The sequence below is a fragment of the Wandonia haliotis genome, from assembly GCF_039523435.1.
Lineage (GTDB): Bacteria > Bacteroidota > Bacteroidia > Flavobacteriales_D > Crocinitomicaceae > Wandonia > Wandonia haliotis.
Map to the genome: position 1 here is coordinate 352,163 of NZ_BAAAFH010000003.1, position 20,988 is coordinate 373,150.

At 38.6% G+C, this 20,988-nt stretch carries 21 protein-coding genes, 1 tRNA gene and 1 pseudogene; 7 read left to right on the forward strand and 16 right to left on the reverse strand.

The features are described from left to right. On the reverse strand, positions 1-3,966 hold the full coding sequence (locus ABDZ97_RS02065; RefSeq protein ID WP_343784582.1) for a protein O-mannosyl-transferase family: 3,966 nt from the start codon (positions 3,964-3,966) through the stop codon (positions 1-3). A 179-nt stretch (positions 3,967-4,145) separates the two neighbouring features. Between ABDZ97_RS02065 and ABDZ97_RS02070 the strand changes: the two genes are divergently transcribed. From ABDZ97_RS02070 to ABDZ97_RS02080, 3 genes are all read left to right on the forward strand, one after another. Further along, a tRNA-Gln gene (locus tag ABDZ97_RS02070) sits at positions 4,146-4,218 on the forward strand. A gap of 120 nt (positions 4,219-4,338) precedes the next feature. Then, the gene (locus ABDZ97_RS02075; protein WP_343784584.1) at positions 4,339-5,355 is read left to right on the forward strand and encodes a hypothetical protein; all 1,017 of its coding nucleotides are present in this window, start codon (positions 4,339-4,341) and stop codon (positions 5,353-5,355) included. Positions 5,356-5,358: 3 nt separating this feature from the next. After that, positions 5,359-5,910 carry a hypothetical protein gene (locus ABDZ97_RS02080; RefSeq protein WP_343784586.1) on the forward strand — a complete coding sequence of 184 codons (552 nt, stop codon included), beginning with the start codon at positions 5,359-5,361 and terminating at the stop codon, positions 5,908-5,910. Position 5,911: 1 nt separating this feature from the next. Here the strand turns inward: ABDZ97_RS02080 and ABDZ97_RS02085 are convergent, their stop codons facing one another. The 4 genes from ABDZ97_RS02085 to ABDZ97_RS02100 all read right to left on the reverse strand — a co-directional run bounded on the left by ABDZ97_RS02085 (position 5,912) and on the right by ABDZ97_RS02100 (position 10,367). Continuing rightward, the gene (locus tag ABDZ97_RS02085) at positions 5,912-8,377 is read right to left on the reverse strand and encodes a S8 family peptidase (RefSeq protein ID WP_343784588.1); all 2,466 of its coding nucleotides are present in this window, start codon (positions 8,375-8,377) and stop codon (positions 5,912-5,914) included. 3 nt (positions 8,378-8,380) lie between these two features. Beyond that, a complete protein-coding gene (locus tag ABDZ97_RS02090) occupies positions 8,381-9,373 on the reverse strand; it encodes an AAA family ATPase (RefSeq protein WP_343784590.1) in 993 nt (330 codons plus the stop codon). A 41-nt stretch (positions 9,374-9,414) separates the two neighbouring features. Then, positions 9,415-9,648 (reverse strand): hypothetical protein, encoded by a 234-nt coding sequence (locus ABDZ97_RS02095; RefSeq protein WP_343784592.1) that lies wholly within the window; start codon positions 9,646-9,648, stop codon positions 9,415-9,417. Positions 9,649-9,959: 311 nt separating this feature from the next. Further along, positions 9,960-10,367: a hypothetical protein gene (locus ABDZ97_RS02100; protein ID WP_343784594.1), complete on the reverse strand. Its 408-nt coding sequence runs from the start codon at positions 10,365-10,367 to the stop codon at positions 9,960-9,962. Between the two features lie 99 nt (positions 10,368-10,466). Between ABDZ97_RS02100 and ABDZ97_RS02105 the strand changes: the two genes are divergently transcribed. Beyond that, on the forward strand, positions 10,467-10,667 hold the full coding sequence (locus tag ABDZ97_RS02105; protein ID WP_343784596.1) for a helix-turn-helix domain-containing protein: 201 nt from the start codon (positions 10,467-10,469) through the stop codon (positions 10,665-10,667). A gap of 3 nt (positions 10,668-10,670) precedes the next feature. Here ABDZ97_RS02105 and ABDZ97_RS02110 read toward each other — a convergent pair whose 3' ends face one another. The 9 genes and pseudogenes from ABDZ97_RS02110 to erpA all read right to left on the reverse strand — a co-directional run bounded on the left by ABDZ97_RS02110 (position 10,671) and on the right by erpA (position 17,507). Further along, entirely contained in the window at positions 10,671-11,162 is a 492-nt protein-coding gene (locus tag ABDZ97_RS02110; protein ID WP_343784598.1) for a hypothetical protein, read from the reverse strand. Between the two features lie 11 nt (positions 11,163-11,173). Beyond that, positions 11,174-11,605 carry a hypothetical protein gene (locus ABDZ97_RS02115; RefSeq protein WP_343784600.1) on the reverse strand — a complete coding sequence of 144 codons (432 nt, stop codon included), beginning with the start codon at positions 11,603-11,605 and terminating at the stop codon, positions 11,174-11,176. A 555-nt stretch (positions 11,606-12,160) separates the two neighbouring features. Continuing rightward, a complete protein-coding gene (locus ABDZ97_RS02120; RefSeq protein WP_343784602.1) occupies positions 12,161-12,994 on the reverse strand; it encodes a site-specific integrase in 834 nt (277 codons plus the stop codon). A 13-nt stretch (positions 12,995-13,007) separates the two neighbouring features. Next, positions 13,008-13,229, reverse strand: a complete 222-nt coding sequence (locus ABDZ97_RS02125; RefSeq protein ID WP_343784604.1) for a HipA N-terminal domain-containing protein — start codon at positions 13,227-13,229, stop codon at positions 13,008-13,010. Continuing rightward, positions 13,226-13,422: pseudogene (locus ABDZ97_RS02130) on the reverse strand (helix-turn-helix domain-containing protein). The gene ABDZ97_RS02125 and the pseudogene ABDZ97_RS02130 overlap by 4 nt, the downstream one beginning before the upstream one ends. A gap of 117 nt (positions 13,423-13,539) precedes the next feature. Next, a complete protein-coding gene (gene sufD, locus ABDZ97_RS02135; protein WP_343784607.1) occupies positions 13,540-14,808 on the reverse strand; it encodes a Fe-S cluster assembly protein SufD in 1,269 nt (422 codons plus the stop codon). Positions 14,809-14,820: 12 nt separating this feature from the next. Next, positions 14,821-15,579 (reverse strand): Fe-S cluster assembly ATPase SufC, encoded by a 759-nt coding sequence (gene sufC / locus ABDZ97_RS02140; RefSeq protein ID WP_343784609.1) that lies wholly within the window; start codon positions 15,577-15,579, stop codon positions 14,821-14,823. Between the two features lie 132 nt (positions 15,580-15,711). Beyond that, a complete protein-coding gene (gene sufB, locus ABDZ97_RS02145; RefSeq protein WP_343784611.1) occupies positions 15,712-17,160 on the reverse strand; it encodes a Fe-S cluster assembly protein SufB in 1,449 nt (482 codons plus the stop codon). A 23-nt stretch (positions 17,161-17,183) separates the two neighbouring features. Further along, complete coding sequence (gene erpA / locus ABDZ97_RS02150; protein WP_343784613.1) at positions 17,184-17,507, reverse strand: iron-sulfur cluster insertion protein ErpA; 324 nt, start codon at positions 17,505-17,507, stop codon at positions 17,184-17,186. 107 nt (positions 17,508-17,614) lie between these two features. Between erpA and ABDZ97_RS02155 the strand changes: the two genes are divergently transcribed. Then, positions 17,615-17,896 (forward strand): hypothetical protein, encoded by a 282-nt coding sequence (locus ABDZ97_RS02155; RefSeq protein ID WP_343784615.1) that lies wholly within the window; start codon positions 17,615-17,617, stop codon positions 17,894-17,896. Between the two features lie 5 nt (positions 17,897-17,901). Here the strand turns inward: ABDZ97_RS02155 and ABDZ97_RS02160 are convergent, their stop codons facing one another. Beyond that, positions 17,902-18,249: a hypothetical protein gene (locus ABDZ97_RS02160; RefSeq protein ID WP_343784617.1), complete on the reverse strand. Its 348-nt coding sequence runs from the start codon at positions 18,247-18,249 to the stop codon at positions 17,902-17,904. A gap of 114 nt (positions 18,250-18,363) precedes the next feature. Between ABDZ97_RS02160 and ABDZ97_RS02165 the strand changes: the two genes are divergently transcribed. Both ABDZ97_RS02165 and ABDZ97_RS02170 read left to right on the forward strand, forming a co-directional pair. Next, the gene (locus ABDZ97_RS02165) at positions 18,364-19,074 is read left to right on the forward strand and encodes a YebC/PmpR family DNA-binding transcriptional regulator (protein WP_343784619.1); all 711 of its coding nucleotides are present in this window, start codon (positions 18,364-18,366) and stop codon (positions 19,072-19,074) included. Between the two features lie 150 nt (positions 19,075-19,224). Next, positions 19,225-19,794, forward strand: coding sequence for a CvpA family protein (locus ABDZ97_RS02170; protein ID WP_343784621.1), 570 nt, complete (start codon positions 19,225-19,227; stop codon positions 19,792-19,794). Positions 19,795-19,799: 5 nt separating this feature from the next. Here ABDZ97_RS02170 and ABDZ97_RS02175 read toward each other — a convergent pair whose 3' ends face one another. Continuing rightward, positions 19,800-20,924 carry a sulfotransferase family protein gene (locus tag ABDZ97_RS02175; RefSeq protein WP_343784623.1) on the reverse strand — a complete coding sequence of 375 codons (1,125 nt, stop codon included), beginning with the start codon at positions 20,922-20,924 and terminating at the stop codon, positions 19,800-19,802. Between the last annotated feature and the right edge of the window lie 64 nt (positions 20,925-20,988).

Sequence of the window (20,988 nt, forward strand, 5' to 3'; positions counted from 1 at the left end):
TTAATTCAGTTCAATACCATGCACTAAACCAAGTCGAAGCGCCTGATCTTCAAGACTAAGTATTGCTGCGCTATATTTTTTGTTGGCTCTGTCTTTACCTGCGTCTGCTTCTTTCATGGAGGAAACCAACGATTTGAATCGGTTTCGGAACCCTGAAATATAACGTTCTGCTCGTGCTGTGAAAGCATCTTTCACTCCTTTTTCTTCAGCAACACCGTACATATTCAGATAAGCATCCATGGCAGAGAACATAAACACATCTATTTCCTGTGCAATATATGGTCTTGAGTCAAGAACGAAATCAATCGTTGCTTCCAGATGATCGGCAACTTTCATGGCAAGTGCTTCAGCTTTTTCATTTGCTCCGACAATATAAAGAACACGTGCGTACTCATGTACTTTTCCGTCTTCGTAATTGTACAGATAATCCAATCCTGCTCCTTCAGGAAGCGGTTGTCTTGATGTATTCGGCTCACCATAATCAATAACGTTCTCAAGCGGCAGAACTTCCATTGCATAGTCAATTACACGGACAACATCTTCTTTTGCCTGATCCCGCAATTCGATTGCTTTGCTCAGTTCGTTACCGGTTTGCAGTGAGTCAGCCGTTTCTGATAAAAGATCTATTTTCTTTGTTTGCTGATCATATTCACGTGCGTATTGCTCTGCAAGAACAAAGAAGTAATGACGGTATTGGCTGGTATGCCTTCTTACATAGTAATCAACCAAAGTAGAAAGATCTTTTTTGTTCCCCCACTTATACACCTCCATCAGGTTTTTATCCAGCTGTTTCAGATTCACTTGTTCTCCTTTAACAGGATGTAACTTGTAAACCATTCCTTCCATTGTTACATAACCGGACTGGAACAATGCTTTTCCAACTTCAGAAGCATAAGGACTTGAGAAGTAGATGTTTCTTTCCCAGTTAAAGTTGGAAAGAATATCCATCATAATAACCTGTTCTTTGGTGATCGCTGAAACGGGGATTCGGAAACGAACTCCTTCTTCTGACACCTTGCTTAACTGGTCTTCACGGATGATCCTGTTTTCCACCAACTTTTGTTTGTCATCTACCGGGATAATAAATCCGGAAGAAGGGAAAATACGAAGAGTTTCTATTCTGCCTCTTCCTTCACGATTCATCAGGTAATCATCATTTCTTGTGAAATCCAATGCGTAATCGATAGGTAAGTAGTCGATTGCATCTTCCAGATTCTGCATGTTTTTCTGAACCTGATCGAACATTTCTTTCGAGATACCTCCCTGTGAGCTACTTTGAAGCAAAGTGATAGACAACTTCATAAACTGGTTAAAGTCTGCAAGTGTTGCGTCACCTTCACGTGGTTCCGTCAGGAAAGTCATTACTTCCGGGTTTCGTGATGCAATTTCCGTTTTTCCAAGTAGATTGGCCAATGTGAATCCTGCATTTCGGAAGGCCGTGTTAAAGATTTTCTGATTCGCTTTAATCTTTTCACTATAGACTTCATCAACAAGTGCCTTGTCGTATGAAGTTGCCATGTCCATATAGGAATTCAGGAAATATACAGCATCTGTTTTTCCTATGTGCATCGCGTACTGGTCTTCTCTGAACTTAATCGGCAATGGTTCCGATTCATACGTTTTCATCGTCATTTGTTCCGTGTACCAGTCTGTTTGAAGAAGTGACAGGTTACTTACCCGTACACTCGTTTTATGTCCTTCTACCTCCTGAAGATACCATAACGGGAAAGTATCGTTATCTCCATTGGTAAAAATAATAGAGTTGTCTTCACAGGAATTGAGGTAATTTTTTGCAAGATCAAGGGCAGGAGCTCTTCCGCTTCTGTCATGATCGTCCCATCCCTGAACAGCCATTACAATAGGAACGGCCAAAGAAAGAAGCAGTGCAACAATTGCGCCGTGGTGTTCCTGTTTGAGTTTTCCTCTGAGACCATACATAACACCTAACGCTGCCATTCCTACAACTGAAATGAAAAGCCAGCTAAGCGATCCTGAATAGTTTCCTGCATTCAAATCTCCTACAAAGAACACAAGTAATCCGGCTCCTGTAACTATAGCACCCGCTTGTAGTTGTTCTTTTTTCCAACTTGTAAAGGCATCATAGAGAGCGTAAACACCCAGACCTATCCACATGGCAAAGGCATAGAAGGATGCGGCATAAGCATAATCACGTTCACGCGGTTCGTAAGGCTTTTGATTCAGATAGACAACAATAGCCAAACCGGTAAACAGGAATACCAAAAATACGACAAAAGCATCTTTGGGAGCTTTGTAGAAATGGAATACCAGACCGATCAAACCGAGAATAAGAGGTAAGAAAAAGAACGAATTATTACTTGGGTTGTCTCTGGTGAATAAAGGAGCCTTTGATTGATCTCCAAGTCGTTGTGAGTCGATAAAATCAACACCGGATTTCCAGTTTCCACGCATTACGTCTCCGTGTCCCTGAATATCATTCTGACGACCGGCAAAGTTCCACATGAAGTAACGGAAATACATCCAGTTAATCTGATAGTTTACAAAATACGTAAGGTTTTCACCAAATGTAGGTAGACGTTGACCATCGGTTGTGGCAATAGCTGGTTTCCCACTATGAGAAGGACCGTTACTATTGTAACCGGACCATTTTTTGTAACCGTCTACTTTGCGTTGGTCCTGACTCCAGAACATACGTGGGAAGACGGTCATGTGTTCGCCGTGATAAACATATTTCTGATTTTTACCATCGTTCACCATGAAATATTTCTCGACGATTTGGGCGTTATTGTCTTTCGCAAATTCTTTTGCCAGACTTTCGGATTTGAACCCTTTAAGTTCTTTATCTCCTTTTGTTACGACAAATTTTCGTTGGAAAACAGGGGATTTGTCAGCTGTTTCTTTGGGTGCTGAATTCCAGTATTCTCCGTAAAGAATCGGCCACGATCCGTATTGTTCTCTTTTCAGATAGGAATGAAGTGTAACAAGATTCTCCGGGTCATTTTCATCCAACGGCGGGTTGGCATTGGATCGGATAACAATCGTTGCAAATGAGCCATAACCGATGAATAGTACAACCAGACCGAGTATTGCTGTATTAGCAATCGGTAAGTTTTTCTTCTGTGTTATGAACAGCCCTACTACGAGTAAAAGAATAACCGCAATGAAGAAGAAAATAGCTCCCGAGTTAAACGGCATGCCAAGTGTGTTTACAAAGAAAATCTCTGTTTTGGACGCCAGTGAAATTGTTCCCGGAATAATTCCTTCCTGAATAAATGCAAGGGCAATTACTCCTATGATACCCGTTACAAAGAAGCTAAGTGTATTAACATTTTCCCACTTATTAAAGTAGATAACATAAGCGATGGCCGGAATAACCAATAGTCCCAAAAGGTGAACCCCGATAGCCAGTCCAAACAAGAACATGATAAGAATAAGCCAGCGGGTTGAACTTTTGTGGTGAACAAGTTCTCCGAACTTTACAGCGTCCGACTCTTCGTCCCATTTAAGGATCGCCCAGAAAATGGCAGCCGTAAACAGCGAGGACATTGCATATACCTCACCTTCAACAGCAGAAAACCAGAAGGATTCAGAGAATGTATAAGCCAGAGCGCCAATAAATGCACTTCCCTGGATAGCAATTATTTGTCCTTTTGTTAACTGTCGGTTATTGTCTTTAAAAGCAATCTTCTTTGCCAGCATGGTGATGGACCAATACATAAACAGGATCGTGAACGAACTGGATAAAGCCGACATGGAGTTGACCATCATCGCAACATTCTCCGGATCGACAAAGAAAGAGAACAGACGTCCTACCAACATAAAGAAAGGAGCCCCCGGAGGGTGTCCTACTTCTAATTTATAGGCAGCAGTAATGTACTCGCCACAGTCCCAGAGGCTGACCGTGTCTTCAATAGTTATCAAATAAACGATCGTGGCAATTGCAAAAGTAAGCCAGCCGCCTATAAGGTTTGTTTTTCTATAGTTCATGTTCTTTGATTACGTAATGGTCTTGCGAATTTATAAATATATCCGTTGAGGTAAGGGTGAAAAGTGGTAAAAAATCATAAAAACACGTGTTTAAACCAACAACAGCCCCGTTTTTTTCAACTTTTTTTGAATGCTTCTCTTGCTAATAAGAAAAAATGTATTACTTTTGTGCCCACAATTGTCCCATGGTGTAACTGGCAACACGTCTGATTTTGGTTCAGAAGAGTCTAGGTTCGAGCCCTAGTGGGACAACAAAAAGCTTCATCATCAGGTGGAGCTTTTTTCTTTTTAGGAATTGCCAAAACTTTGCCGAAAAATCTTATTTCTGAATTTGGATGTTATATTTGCGATAGGTCAATACACTAACCAATTATGAGTCCAGAAGAAAGAGAGAAGGAATACAGAAGAATGCAGTCTGTATTCAAAAAAGATAGTCGAATCAAGGAGTGCTTTCATCACAATAAAGAAGAATGTGAAGGAAAGATTAAACAGTCTCACAGTATTCAAAGGAATGGGAGGTTATCAATTATTGAAGGTGAGGTTAACGGAAATCAATCAATTTATACTTTTACTAGCTTCAAGTCTTCACCAGAAAGAATGTTACAATCTCTGGTTCCAATAGGTAAAAAGGAAGCATCTACATTCTTTGGATTTTGTGATTATCACGACACTAATTTATTTTCTCCAATTGAAAATTTTGAATTTGACGATAGTGATGAACATTTGTTTCTTCATTCATACAGGTCTTTTGCTCATTCATATCACAGAAAGCAGGAAGAAGTTAATATTTATAGTAATCCCGAATCTGACTTTATCAAAACCTTACCCCCACAGTTTGTAGATACTTTTATCGAGGGGTTACAAATGGGAGTAAACGATGTGAAACCACACAAGGAAAGCTTAGATAAAGCATTGGACAATAAGGAGTATGACTATTTGGAATATCTTGTATATGAAAAGGACGGGCTTTATCCGTTCGCTGTTTCTTCAGGAATGTCTCCTAGAGTCTCTTATTCTGGAAAACCTATGAATAATCATGTAGACGAAACTCTACCATGGTCTATGCCTCTGATTACCTTTCTTCCAGATAAAGCCAAGACTTTTGTAATTATAGCAGCCTTTCCTGACGATAAAAATGCTGTGAACCTGTTAGATGAGTTATACGAACTAAATGACTATCAGTTAGAAAGAGCAATTACATCTCTAATAATTGCTAATTGTGAAAATACATTTTTCTCACCCAAAGTGTGGAGAAAAATGAGCGACAAACAAAAAAGAGAATTACTCAACGAGTTTGAAATAAATACAAATGGCATGCAGTATCGGGATAAATTCTTTCACAGCAGGTTTAATTTCTTTTCGGATTTCTTTGAAATTTCTAATCTTTAGAATATGGGAAGAGCAAAGAAAAACTGGGAAGAGAATGTTTTAATTATAGCGTTAGTAATAATCGTTATAATCTTAATCTACTTAGTTACTGTAGGAAAGGTTAATCTTACCAGTAAAATTGATAACGAGAAAGATGAGTCAATAGACCTAGCAAGGCACAGACATGCAAAGCTAAAAGCCCATCTTGACAAACAAGAGAGTTTAAAGACGAAACTTCAAAAACTTTTTAAACGAATTTATTTTGTGATTAGAGTGCTTATTATAGCAGGATGGAGTGTAGGTGTCTTTACCTTAATAAAGTTTAATTTAATCAAAGATATTGGAGATTTTCTGGATTATTCTCAATTGCTCCTAATCGCCTTGTTAGTTATACATTTCCTAACCTTTGGTACTATTTCTAATTTGAAGAGCTTCCTTGACAATATCAAAGGAAGGCTTGAAAATAGGATATGGGGTAAATACATAAATATTGACGAGAAGATAAAAAGCAATAAAAAAGAAATTAATTCGCTTGAACAACAAATTCTAAAATCAGAGAACGGCCCCCGAAACTGAATTAGGTTTCAATTTCGATCTCATTCTCTACTTTTATACTCTGATAAATAGGGATATTCGCCCCGAGTATCTCAATAGATACGGTTAAAGCGTAGGGCACTTCCTTTTTATTTTTGTCCCAACCTTTGTGCCCCCTTACAGCAAGACTGATTTCTTCTGGCAACTCATAAGATTTGATAACTGTCCAATCCTTTTGAAGAGAGCTGTTAGTTCTGTTTATTCCTTCAACTGTACCGTGGTCACTTCTGGCTTTAATTTTCCAATCGAAATGACTCATTTCCTTACGAGCATCTTGATCGTAATCTGTTGCTTCTTCTTCAATTTCTTTTAAAGCGTAATCTTTAAACTCTTCATACGATTCTCCAATCTTAGCGGTTGACCAATCAACCCAAGTAGCTAGATATGATTTCGTTCTGCGTCTAGTACGCCTAATTTGAGAAGTAAATGCCAGTGTTACTTCAATTAGAATGTCATATTCATCTCCTTGCCCTCTAAGCTCTTCAGGGATTTTTAAAGAATAAATGTGTCCTTCCTCAGCGCTTATATTTCCCGTGTTGTAAAATGTGATTCTATGCTCGGTGTTCTTTGTAACCCTATCGAGCGAAGGAACTCCGTATCCAAAATGTTCTATGCTACTCCTTACTGGATTTAAAAAGTGTCCATTTGGAAGCCTTGCTCCTTGTGCTATAAAAGCACGAATTAGGTTATTCCCTTCGTCTGGATACAGTTGTTTTAAACGAGCTGCAATATGAGAAACCTTTGGCGTTGCAAATGAAGTCCCAACACTATCCCTTCCAATCGCGCCTCCTCCATGTAGGGTTGATCGTATAAGTTCAGGAGCTAATGACTGATGCTCACGAACTTGGTTTAAACCATTCTTCGAAGCAACTAAAGCACCTCCGTATTCAACAACATCTGGTTTGATATGCCCCCAGATCCCGCTACCAATACGTGAGAACGCAGAAACATCTCCTTGCCCTCCTAAAGAAGTCCAGTTAACATCATCGAAACTACCTCCATTCAAAGACCCCACTGATAGCGAAAAACTACTTTGTGAAGGGTTTGCCAATCGACAGTAATTTTCCTGCAAATAATTGGGGTATTCCTTCCCATTTGATAAATAATATCTAATGTCTGGAAATGGGATATTACCAACTGAAATCAAAAATAACGAATCTGCTTCATGAGTTAATTTGTCAAGAACAGCACTCCAAGTAGACATGTGTCTAGTTCTATGGGGAGATTTTGAACTTACTGATAAATTGAAGATTGAAATATCTGCATTATTACCTACTATTTCCTGCATCAAACTTGCAGGGTAATTATGTTTTAATCCATTATTGGCATCTAGGATTCTCAAATTTCTAACGAAACAAGGTAATTGGTAAGGACTAGTTAATCCTGTAACCCCATTTGGATACAAAATTGCCCCTGCAACTTTTGTTCCATGCCCACCTCCTGTAACTTGGTCAGCAGTCGAGGTGTCTCCATCTACATACGATTGGGAATTTCCCTGTTTGATTGACGGAGAAATTAATCTATGTCCTTCCATGATGCCACTATCAATAACTCCAACTTCAATAGCATCATCATTTGGAGGTTTTACCTCCAAGTCTATTTCAGGTAATTCACTATCAGTACCATCAATACCTGAAATTTCTTCAATTTCTGAAACCTCAAATACGAATTGGTAATTTACAACAAGGTCTTTAAGCCCTTTCCCTGTGATTGAAACCTCGCAACCAATACTATCTTCAAGATAAACTAAAGAGCTTGTTATTTCTCCGTAATGAGCAATGAAATCTTGAAAGTGAGATTCCCTTTGCATTAGAAGCTCATCTCGTTCTTCAAGTTTTTCACGATACTTACGCAACCTTGTCTCTCCGCCTCGTTTAGTTGAATCGGGTTCTTTGCCAATTGGTTTAGCGAATGCAATAGAAACTTCCAAATTATAGACCTCATCATCTCTGATGTTTTCCCATTTCGCATACATCTCCTCGGATAAGATATGCTTTGGCTTCCAGTCTTCTCTATTTCCTTCGAATATCTCCCAGAAGTTAGCGATATTACCTGAACCACGTTCAGAAGTAATAAAGTCTGAAATTTTTTCTTCTAATGAACGGAAATTATCCAAAGACGCACCAATGATATAACCCTCTTCTTCTTCGGAAATTATTTCAATACCAAAAGCTTCAAGATCAAATTCAGCATCAATAATAGCTGGGTTAACCTGAATAAAAATTGGCACTATTTCCTCATCTATTGAAGCTAGATTATTTTGTTCTCGTAGATCAAAAGATTCCTTCCAATGCTCTTTTTTTTCAGTCGTCCACCGTTGAAGTTTCTGGCTATGCCCCTGTCTATTATTTTTATTTTCCTCGGTTCTCGGATTAGGCTTACCCCCTCCTTGCAAACGAGGTTTTCCCTCTAGTTTCTTTACAAACTTTAGGTGGGGGAATTGTTCCATAAATTAGCGATTGATGGCTTGATTTTCTTCTAGTGCATTATTCAAATCCTCGGGAGAGATTTCTTGATTGGAATTGATAATCGCCTTTTTTGCAGCATCATTAGCAATTTTCACAATGATGGCGTAAGACATGCCAATCATTTTCTTTGAAAAGCTTTTAAGATTGACTTTCGAACTCAATTTAAGCGCAGAAAAGCAAGTCTTTAAAAGTTGAACTATCTCCTTTTCACTTGGTTTAGGTAATTCGATAAAGTCATCAAACCTTCTAAATAAAGCTTTATCCAAACTTCCCTCTAAGTTCGTTGTAGCAATCAATATTCCTTCACCATCATATTCTTCAAGCAACCCCAGAAGTATGTTTACTATTCGGTGGATTTCTCCAACATCATTAGAGCTTACATCTCTTTGTTTTCCAATAATATCGAACTCGTCTAATAGTAAAACGCATGGGTAATTCTCTATACTATCGAATAGGTTTTGAAGATTTGATGCCGACTCTCCAAGATAGGAGGATATAATAGAGTCAAATCGAACCTTATAAAAAGGTAAGCCTAAGTCCCACGCAATACGTTCAGCCCCCATAGATTTACCACATCCAGATGATCCATAAAACAAAATCTTCTTTCGTGGCTTCAAACCATGATGAGCCAGTCTTTCTCTTGCTAGGTACTCTTTTTCAATACGCAAAATCTTACTCTCAACATCAGGAGAGAGTACCATTTCATGTCTTAAATGTTCATGCTCAATATGCGATGCTAAAGGGAGCTTGTATCTTCGATCAACGGGTACTCTATATTCCTTTGCAATTTTAAGGGGTGAAGGCGATTCTTCTCGTTGAGATACATTCTCGCTTAAAATCAAACTTAGTTTACTAGCTAACTTTGAATGACCTTTTCGCTTTTCATCCTCGATTATGCTGTAAGCGACTTTCATCAAGGGAGAGTTTTCTTCCCCTTGAATGGACTTAAATAACCGTGTTAAAAGTGCTTGATTCATACAAAACAAAGGTATGAATTAAAGTCGATTTTGCCTAATCCCTACTTGTTTAGTAATTCAGAAGGTTCTTTTAATATCTTGTATTCTTTAGATATATAAAACGGTGACGGAGCTTGTTTCAAAACATTTGTAGTTGATGTAACAGACACAAAAGCAATAACCTCAAAATACTCCACATTCGTATTATCAGCCACCTTAGCTTCTGCTTCCTTTTGCTCAACGATTACAAGTAATTCATCTGCTTCCATCTTTTTAGCTTCAAATTTCTTTTTCAAGTCCTCAATAGTTGAATTACTTGAATTGCTGAACGCATCTTGATTACCCTCTGTCAAATCGGAATACATAGCACCAAGCTCCTTTGCATCCTAAGCTCTTTTGCTTCATCAATAATAGCTTGCAAGTCCTCCGTTAGGTGTTTAACTTCAAGTTTCATTTTTGTTTCTGAATAACTTGCCTCGGCATTAAGATTCGTGTCTACTTAACTCTTTTGGTCTTCATCAATTTCATTAGTTTTTAGAACTGTGGTGTGATTTGCATTACAAGCAAATAATGAAAGGGATATAAATAACATCATTGAATTAATTTACTAACGTATATACCTATATTTAGTTCTAAGATGGTTAGGATTATTATTGATTTGTAGTAACTCTAGAATACCTGGGTAAGTAGTTATATCTACTTTGTATTGGGCTTTATTTAGAACTACATGATCACACTTTATATCAAATAACATAGAACTACGCATAGAACTATAACAAGTTCCATTGTCATAAAAATTCATATATTCTCCTTCAAACCCGGATACTGTACTATGCTCCAATCCATTATCTTCTACTAAATAAGTGCTTTCTAATATCCAAGTATACCCTAATATTTGACCTGTCACATTTTCTTGCATGCATGGTACAACCGGAGGAGTAGGTTCTACAGTCTCTTTTTTGCAAGAGAGAGCGGAAATGGTAATTGTAGCCAAGATAAACATAGTTTTCTTCATTTCTTTTCAATTTTAAGTTATTATTAGTAACAGCATGTATATAAGAATACTTACCGATGGGTCATTACAAATATAACACGCATTCCTGACTTTTCGGTCATGGAAAACAAAGAAATTTTATTGACCCTTGCGAATCGGTTGAAAGAGTTGAGAAAACAAAAGGGTGTTACCCAAGAAGATGTGTACAATGACACGGGCATTCATGTTGCCCGAATTGAACAAGGGAAAAGGGATATTAGCTATACTACGTTGTGTAGATTAGCGGAGTATTTCCAAACCAATCTCGATTTCTTCCAATAAAGACTAACTTATTGGTGAAAAATATACCATAGAACCATTCTTTACCTCAAGACACTTTACAGGCAAGCTCTCAAATTCAATATTATATTGACTTTTAAAATAAACCAATAGAATGTCGAGGTTTTTAAGAGCCTTATTCATGTGTACATCATATGTCATGAAACTCTTCTCTCCATCAATCGTTTCTGGATTTTCATGACATAAATATCTTGCGCGCCTTGAGAGATTCATTAGCTTAACATAAGCCTTATATTGCTCCTCATTGAATTTGGTAATGGACAATTTATTTTCGGGATTCAAAGCAAACTTCACATCAGAATGAGACCGATAATGCATATTGGACATTTTTGCTATGTGAGCGTTAGCCAGGTGTACAGCAACATAAAAACACGTAGTTACTTGCCAGTCCCAATGATCGTTACATTGTTCATTAATTTGTTTGAGGAAAGCTAAATTTCGTTTAGCCTGGGCTATGTGTTCTTCAAATGATGCCACAGGCTTTTCTTTTACTGACCGATAACGTGATAGTGTTCTGGGACGGTTATCTGATCTAGTTCCTCAACAATTGTAGTCGAAATGTGAAACCCTTCGTCGTGATATTTTGCATTCACTTTAGCCTCTGCCATGATTAGATTGTCTTCTGATTTTTCGTCATCATTCTTCAATTCAATCCAAGCCAAAATTTTTGAATTACCCATGTCCAACGCCAAATTGTTATACTCCACACCACGTTTCTTGATTTCCGAAAGAAAGTCAATAATCATTTTTTCAATGAAGTACATTGTTGAAGCAACACGTGTTTGTCTTAACACATCTTCAACATTATCTGACATGACAGCCTTATAGAATGCCTTTGTTTCGTCCGATGCAAGATCTTCAGTCATTAAAAACTTGTCCATTTCTATAGATGAGATTAGACCATTGAACCATGTGTCCATCTTTTCTGCATCAGTGCTTCCAGCAATCGACTTAAGTTGTTCGTTAACCATACAAACGCCTTATTATTGATTTGATTACATAGCTAATATCCGAAAACTAGCTCATTTAGGTTTCGTTTAACTATAATTTAAACTTATTCTAAATAACCTGTTCGAGTGAACAAAGTTAATGAATTCATTAACATGATAACAAATTTTACGCCACATTCCCCCAAAAGAACCCATGTTGGTTCACCAAATTTGCGTGTTCTTCCTTTGTCACCTTCACATACTTCAAGAACACCTTTTCTGTTCTGTGACCTGTAATTGCCATGATTGCTAAGGTTGGCACACCCGCCTTGTGCGCGTTGGTCGCAAAACTTCTTCGTGCGGTATGAGATGAAACAAACTCGCATTTGGATTTTCTAGTTGTGATTTTCTTACCTCCACATGTTCTCGTAAGTGAAACCAATTCCGTCAATCCGACAATTCGACAAACGTCCTTTATGTATTCGTTGAACTTTTGGTTTGAAATCAATCTTGGTGTTCCGTTGTACTTATCTAATATCGCCTTTGCTATCGGTGTAAGGGAATGATTACTTCTTCATCTGTTTTTTCTGTACGTACCTTTAGCATTGTTCCATTATTGATTAAGCTATCATTGTTCAACTTATCGTAGTCTTGCGAACGTACACCTGTATAACAAGCCAACAGAAATAAATCACGCACATTGTCTAAATGTCTATTTGGCAATATTGTCATTTTCATTCGTTGAAGTTCGGTTTCGTTCAAGTAGATTGCTTCTGATTCTTCCGACGGCTTTTTGAAATAACGACTGCGATATATTAAGTTTTCGTGCAATCCTTCTTCAAATGCGGAATGAACAATTGTTTTAAAATTCTTAATTATGTTTCCTACTGAGTTGGTAGATAAGTTTAATTCTGAAACACAATATGCCACCAAACTGTTGTAAAAAGACAAGTCAATTTTGTCAAATGTCAATTTCACACGCTTAAATTTTTCAGAGTTTTCCAACTTAACCAATGTATTGTTTAGTTGTTTAAGAGTTGCGGGTTTCCTTACTCCAACTGAATTTTCGATGAAACGTTTAGCGTAAATTACAATTCTCTGGCCGTTGTCAATTGAAAAATCGGGGTCGGTCAACTTTAAGCGTAGTTCATTTATCCCATTTGCTAGATTGGCTCTTGAAAGTTCACCTTTCTGTTGTAGTCCACGGATCAAAGCCAGTATTTCGGACTTGAATGTGTTGATTAGAATATTGGTTTCTACACCACCTGCATCCTTTACTGTTTGAGTTTTAGAATTGAACTTTCCTTCTTTGACAGAAATACCCAAAGCACATTTGGTTCTGATTACTGATACTGAAATGTCGGCATACAGATATTGCATACCCGACTTTTGTTCACTCTAATGCTTTCGGATAGTTTTTAACCATTCGTTTAAAAGTTCCTTCAATTTGCTTTTCTGTATAGGGTTTATCAGTCACAGGCATGGTAAATGTGATGAATTCATCGGAATGTTCCTTCACATACGACGGATCGTACTGAAATACGTCTTCTCCTCCATGGATTTCCGTGATCGTTCCTGCAAGGGAATCTTTATAGAATACTTTTCCCTGTCTCAAAATTCAATGTCTTTACTGTTTACCGGGGCTAATTCATGTCCGAACATACTAAGAACCAGATTAACCTTGTCCAGATTCAGGTTTTTATTTTGCGAAGAACAGTAAGTGCAACACCAGCTCGTTCTACAAGCTCTTCTTGTGTAAGGTTTACCTCTTTTCTTCGTTCTTTGACGAACTCTGCCAGTCCCTTCATTATATGCAAAAAGATATAATTACTGAATAAGAGATCCATCAACTAAAAAGATGGATGGCAAAAACAAACCCCGATCAAAACTGACCGGGGCTATTTTATTTCTTTTTTGGAGTACTACTAAAACTCCCAACCGAAACGCTCCAACAGCATATTGTCGATATGGGCGCGAACTTCTTCCGATTCGATAGTGTCAAGTACATCTGCGATAAAAGCGGAAACCAGTAGTTTACGGGCATTTTTTTCACTTAATCCACGGGCGCGCAGGTAGAAAACAGCATCTTCATCCAACTGACCGGTAGTGGAGCCGTGCGAACATTTTACATCATCGGCGTAAATTTCCAACTCAGGCTTCGAGTTGACTGTTGCATTTCCGGAAAGTAATACGTTACCATTCGACTGGAAAGCATTAATTTTTTGTGCATCTTTTCGTACAAACACTTTTCCGTTAAAAACAGCTGTCGAATCGTCATCCATTACTCCTTTGTACAGCTCATTTGATTCACAGTTAGCAACTGTATGATCTACTGTCGTATGATTGTCAACGTGTTGTTTCCCTTTAGTCAGATATGCTCCGTTCAGGTGGGTGTTGCAGTTTTGTCCCAATACATCAATGTTCAGGTTATTGCGCACCAATTCACCATTTAAGGTAATCGTATTGATTGTAAAAGTAGAGTCTTTATCTTGTTTTACCTGTTCCGTTGCGATCTGGTAATTCGCTTCACTTTCATACTGGATCTTATTAATGGTAAGATGTGCATTTGCTTCTACAACCACTTCCGTAATGCAATTTGAAAAACAATTTTTCGCATCCTGTGAATAATGACCCAGGATAATCTGTCCGGCTGAACTTTTCTCAGCAATAATTACATTTCTGATGTTCGCAATGGCAGTATCTCCGGATTGGATGTAAATTACTTCCACCGGTTTGGAAAGTTGTTTCCCGGAAGCAATTTTTACGGCAATACCGTCTGTGGCATACGCCGTGTTAAGTGCAGTAAAGATATCTTCGTTCGAAACAGGAACGGTATTTCCTGCAATCCCTTTTGCCTCTTTTAAAGGAGCAATCTCAATCCCTTCTTCAGTAGTGAAAGAGGAAAGTGATGCAGAGAAGAAACCGTTTATAAATACCAGAACATGACTGTCAAGGTTTTTGATTTTAAAAGCATCAATGGAGTTCACCGAACCGGGTTGGATAGAGAATTCCTTCTTGCTGATCTTGGTCACGCGCGTATATTTCCACGCTTCAACACGAGTTGTCGGAAAATCCATCTTTTCAAGATTCTCCAATGCCTCACGACGTGAATTTTCGTCTAAAACTCCTTCTTTGAAAGTAGGTTGTATAGAATCAGTAAAGCGTTTTACGGCACTTTCTGTCATTGTGTTCATACTTAAAAGTTTTTAGGCCATTTCGCCCAATTCCTGCTTAATCCAGTCGTATCCTTTTTCTTCCAGTTCCAATGCCAGTTCTTTTGGCCCTGTTTTTACAATTTTTCCATTGTAAAGAACGTGAACAAAATCAGGTACAATATAATCCAACAAACGTTGGTAGTGTGTGATAACAATGGTTGCATTGTCTTTTGACTTCAGCTTGTTAACTCCGTTTGCTACAATGCGCAATGCATCGATATCCAATCCGGAATCAGTTTCATCAAGAATTGCCAATTTAGGCTCAAGCATTGCCATTTGGAAAATCTCATTACGTTTTTTCTCTCCACCTGAGAAACCTTCGTTTACAGCACGTGAAGCCAGTTTGGCATCCAGTTCAACCAGTTTGGATTTTTCACGAACCATTGCCATAAAGTCTTTTGCCGAAATAGGTTCCTGTCCTTTGTGTTCACGGATTTCATTCAAAGCGGTGCGCAGAAAGTTGATGTTAGAAACTCCCGGGATTTCGACAGGGTATTGGAACGCTAGAAAAACCCCCTCGCGGGCACGTACTTCCGTATCCATATCCAGAAGATCTTTCCCTTCAAAATCAACTTCACCGTCTGTCACTTCGTATTCTTCACGACCGGCAAGAATAGAAGCCAGTGTGCTTTTTCCTGCACCATTTGGGCCCATGATTGCATGAACTTCTCCCGGTTTAACCTCAAGGTTCAATCCTTTTAATATCTCTTTACCTTCGATTGAGGCGTGTAAGTTTTTGATGTTTAACATAACCTTTATTTTAGTGGATCACAGATTTCTTACTGAAGCCGGACCCATTTTCTTTGTGCGTTTTTTACTAGTTGATAAAACCTTTTGTTATTTATTCATGGGTGTGTACAAACAACAAGTTTCAAATCAAATTTATCCCACTGACCCTTCAAGGGAAATGGCGAGGAGTTTTTGTGCTTCTACGGCAAATTCCATGGGAAGCTGATTCAGGACTTCTTTACAATATCCGTTTACAATTAGTGAAATTGCTTTTTCTTCGTCAATTCCACGTTGCAGACAGTAAAAAATCTGATCTTCTCCGATTTTCGAAGTCGTTGCTTCGTGCTCGATTTTTGCCGAACTGTTTTTACATTCAATGTAGGGGAACGTGTGTGCTCCACATTCATCCGTCATTAGCAGGGAGTCACACTGTGAGAAGTTCCTTGCGTTATGAGCGTTTTTATGAATTTGTACCAGTCCGCGGTACGAGTTTTGTGATTTTCCGGCAGAAATACCTTTTGAAATGATGGTGGATTTTGTGTTGCGCCCCAGATGAATCATTTTTGTTCCGGTATCAGCCTGCTGGTAGTTGTTAGTTACAGCTACACTATAGAATTCTCCTACGGAATGATCACCTTTCAGAATACACGAAGGATATTTCCAGGTTACTGCGGAACCGGTTTCGACCTGAGTCCACGAGATTTTTGAATTTGTATGACAAATTCCCCGTTTGGTTACGAAGTTAAATACCCCTCCTTTTCCGTCTTTGTCTCCTGGAAACCAGTTTTGAACTGTTGAGTATTTGATTTCAGCATTATCCAAAGCAATAAGTTCGACCACTGCTGCGTGAAGCTGATTCTCGTCCCGTTGTGGAGCTGTACAGCCTTCCAGATAAGAAACATACGAGCTTTCGTCTGCAACAACCAGTGTGCGCTCAAACTGCCCGGTTCCTCCTTCATTGATACGGAAATAGGTAGAAAGCTCCATCGGACACTTTACGCCTTTAGGGATGTAGCAAAATGACCCATCCGTAAAAACGGCAGAATTTAAAGCCGCATAAAAGTTGTCCGTTTTCGGAACAACTGTCCCCAGATATTTCTTTACAAGATCAGGATACTCCTGAACAGCTTCTGAGAAGGAGCAGAAAATAATTCCAAGCTCTTTCAGTTTTGCTTTGAATGAAGTTGCTACCGAAACAGAGTCCATAACAAAGTCGACAGCCACACCGGTTAACCGCTTTTGTTCTTCGAGTGAAATCCCCAGTTTTTTCATGGTTTCTTTCAACTCAGGATCTACATCGTCCCAGCTTTCATATTTTTTTGATTGCTTGGGAGCAGCGTAATACGTGATTTCCTGAAAATCCGGTTTTTTATATTGTACGTGTGCCCACTCCGGTTCGATCATCTGTTGCCAGATTTTGAAAGATTCGAGACGGAACTCAAGTAACCATTCCGGTTCATTCTTCTTTGCGGAAATCAACCGGATAATATCTTCGTTCAAACCTTTCGGAACACGTTCAGATTCAATATTAGTGACAAATCCGTACTTATATTCTTTCCCCTCCAGGTCCTTTGCCAATTCATGTTCTGTGTATTCAGCCATACTGTATTTTTCTTTTGGGAGAATTAAATAGAGAAACTTTCACCGCATCCGCATGTTCTGTCGGCATTGGGATTAACAAAAACAAATCCTTTTCCGTTCAATCCTCCGGTGTAGTCGAGCGTTGTACCAATAAGATACAAATAACTTTTCTTATCGACAACAATTTTTACACCATTGTCTTCGAAGGCTTTATCCCCTTCCTGTTCCTGGCTATCAAAGTCAAGTTTATACATCAGACCGGAGCATCCTCCACCCTGAACACCAACTCTGATAAAACTATTATTTTTCCCTTCTTCAGCCATCAATTCCTGTGCTTTGTCTCTGGCCGCATCCGTTATCTTAATCATTTCTTTTTCAATTAATTGGGTGAAGTTTCTTATTTAGATTAAATTTAAATTAAGAAGAATCACGCTGCAAAAATACCTATTTTATGGTATTGCGCCAAATATTTTAAATGCTAATCGGTAACTTCGTTACGGAATTAACTTTCTATCATCGTAAAGCACTATCTGAAATGAGAATAGTTTCGTTTTTTTTACTCTCCCTTTTCATTTTTTCCTGCTCTTCAGGTACAGTTGAAGAAGAGATGCAGGAATATTGTTCCTGTCTTCGTAAAAACCTTCATAATCCTGAAGGGAGAGATGAATGTCTGGAACTTATGGAAGCTATTCTCGACAAGTACAGTTACGACCCTGATGCCCTGAAAGAGATCATGGAAGTAGCTGAAAATTGCTAGTTAACCTACACTGCAAATTCGGTATCCTGTGCAAAATACTCTATAATAGCTTCTTTCATCAGGTGCTCCTGTTCCCGTTGACTCAATACAGGTAATTCTTTTTTCAGTTCAAAGTGAGGCCATCCGTCTTCGTCTCTTCCTTTAAACTCATAATGTCCGGAAGGCATAAGAACGGTACAGACCGCAATGTGCATCAAATCCATTTTTTCGTTCTTTTTGAATTTTCTGAATCCCTGTCCAAGTTCCTGTACACCAATTAAAAACAAAATAGACTGAACATCCAGTCCTCCTCCAAACTTTTCGTCTAATATTTTTACCAGCTTCTGAAAGCGTATTTCTATGTCATAATCCATGGTGCAAAGATACTTCTGATGTCGTAGAAAAGGATTTAAAGCGAGAAAAATTATCGATTTATCGCAACAACAAAATCAATTTCTTAATTTTACACACCTAAAAAATCTGATAAGATGGGAAGAGCATTTGAATACCGTAGAGCAGCAAAAGAGAAGCGATGGGACAAGATGTCCAAGTTATTTCCGAAACTGGCGAAAGCAATTACGCTAGCAGCTAAAGAAGGTGGCACTGACCCGGATATGAATGCGCGACTGCGTACTGCGATTCAGAATGCAAAGTCGCAGAATATGCCGAAGGACAACATTGATGCGGCTATCAAGCGTGCACATCAGAAAGATGTGGCAGATTTTACGGAAGTGAATTACGAAGGAAAAGGTCCGCATGGTGTTTTGGTGTTTGTGGAATGTGCAACAGACAATACAACACGGACAGTTGCTAATGTGAAGTCGTATTTTAATAAAGCCGGAGGAGGCGTTGTTCCTAACGGATCACTGGAATTTATGTTTTCCCGAAAAGCTGTTTTTGAATTTGATAAAACAGACGATATGGATCTGGAAGAACTGGAGTTTGAGTTGATTGACGCAGGACTGGAAAGTATAGAGGAAAATGAAGGCACTGTTTTTATATATGGTGATTACACCAACTTCGGTTCACTTTCGACAGCGTTGGAAGAAAAAGGAATTGAAGTAGGGAAATCCAGTCTGCAGCGTATTCCAACGTCTCCGGTTGAGTTTACAGAAGAGCAACTGGCGGATATCGAGAAAATGCTTGATAAGATTGAGGACGATGACGATATTCAACAGGTGTTTACGAATATCGCCTAGATAGAAGGAAAAATAATCATTTTGAAAAGAGACGCATTGGATGTGTCTCTTTTTGTTTTCCTGTGCCGGGGAGAGATATCAACAATTCAGGTTGGATTAGAATTGTGAACCACTTCTCCCGGCAATTAGGATAATGGCTATTTTCGCTTTGTGAATTATCTGGACTTCATAATTATTGCGCCTTTGCTCTATGCAGCCTGGAAAGGATTTAAAAAAGGTCTGATCGTTGAGGTGTTCACACTACTTGCTTTACTGGTAGGAATTTATGCCGGTATTCATTTTTCTGACTGGACGGCATCCAAAATCGAAGATTTATTTGAAAAGGATTTTGAGTATTTACCTGCTGTTGCCTTTTCCATTACTTTTTTAGCTGTTGGAGCAATGGTGTATTTTGCCGGAAAGACGCTCGAGAAAATGGTAGATGTAGTCAACTTAAGTCCTTTAAACAAAGGGTTAGGAGTGCTTTTCAGTGTGATAAAAATGATCTACACAATTAGTATTCTGTTTGTATTACTTGAGTCATACGACCCAAACAGTAAATTTATTCCGGAGGACAAAAAGGAAAATTCACTTCTGTACGAACCGGTAAAGAAGACATCTGTTTTGACCATGCCTTTTATTGAAGAAACACAGTTGTATTTTAACAAATGGCAGGAGGATAGTCTTACAGTAGAAGATGGAATAGAGATTCACCAGAAACTGGATACCTTGTCCAGATAACCCTTTCACTGCTTTTTTTCATAACCGTATTCCTGAAACATAAAGTCCCATTCCCGATTGATTTGCTCTATTTTTTCCCGGGGTATAGGTTTGTGTTGATTTTTCTTATACGATTTGCCGGATGCTACTTCTTGCCCGATAAAAGAACTAACTTCGCTAAAGTCTCCGAGCTTGATTTGATCGTAAACTTGTTGAAGAATTTCCATTGGTTTTTTTTCAAACTCCGAGTAACGAATCTCGACAAGTTGGTCGGGACGTAATTGCTGCTTGCTCTTTAAAAAGTTTTGATAGGTATCGCGATAGGAGTCAATGATAAATTGCTCCAGTTCTTTTTCATGTGCGCGATTCAGCGCCATTTTGGGCAGAATCTTTTCCAGCAATCCCTCATTGGAGATATAGACTTCGTAAGGATTTCTGTGAATGTGAATAAAGCGGGCATTCGGATAGCGTTTAAGAATTTCATCAATTCGCGCTGTATTCAATGGGCTTTTTAGCAACATTTGTTGATTTCCGTTTGCCAGAATTGCCTTACGGACGAAGTAATCCAGTTTTTTGCTCCATTCTTCTTGCTGTTTTTTCGTTTTGGGATGGATACAATCCTCACAGGTTTCTTTGATTCGTCTCGGGAAAACATATCCGTTGACGAGTGAGAAAGGAGTCATATTGGCAAGGGCAAATTCTTCCTCACTGGGTGATTCGGCAGAGATTTTAACGTTATCCTGAGGGCGTGTTTCGGGCATCACCGAATTAAACAGTTTTCGCATTCCCTTTCCGAACAGAAGAAATAAATGTGGGGTGAGCACCTGATAGGTAGAAGGGTAAACAAACTTAGGATCGGAACCCAGAAGGTAAAATAAATAAGTTGTCCCACTTCGAAAATACCCCACGATAAATACAGGATCTTTACAGGTGACTTTTTTAATTTTTCGGGCAAAAAGAAGGGCTTCCAAAATATGAAAAGGACTACTTAAAAGAGCCATCAACGTAATCATAATTGCCTTAGGCCAGTAGATCGGATGAACATTCCATTTATTTCTTACTAATACACGTATCCATGTCCACAGGTCTATCCCGAAGGCGGTGTGTTGGAAAAGGTCAAAAGTGTCTTTTGGTGTGTATTTTATTTTCATAGGTGCTTACTGCGCGTTTGCAGAAACAAATATACGTATCAGGGACAGAATCAAAATAGTTTGT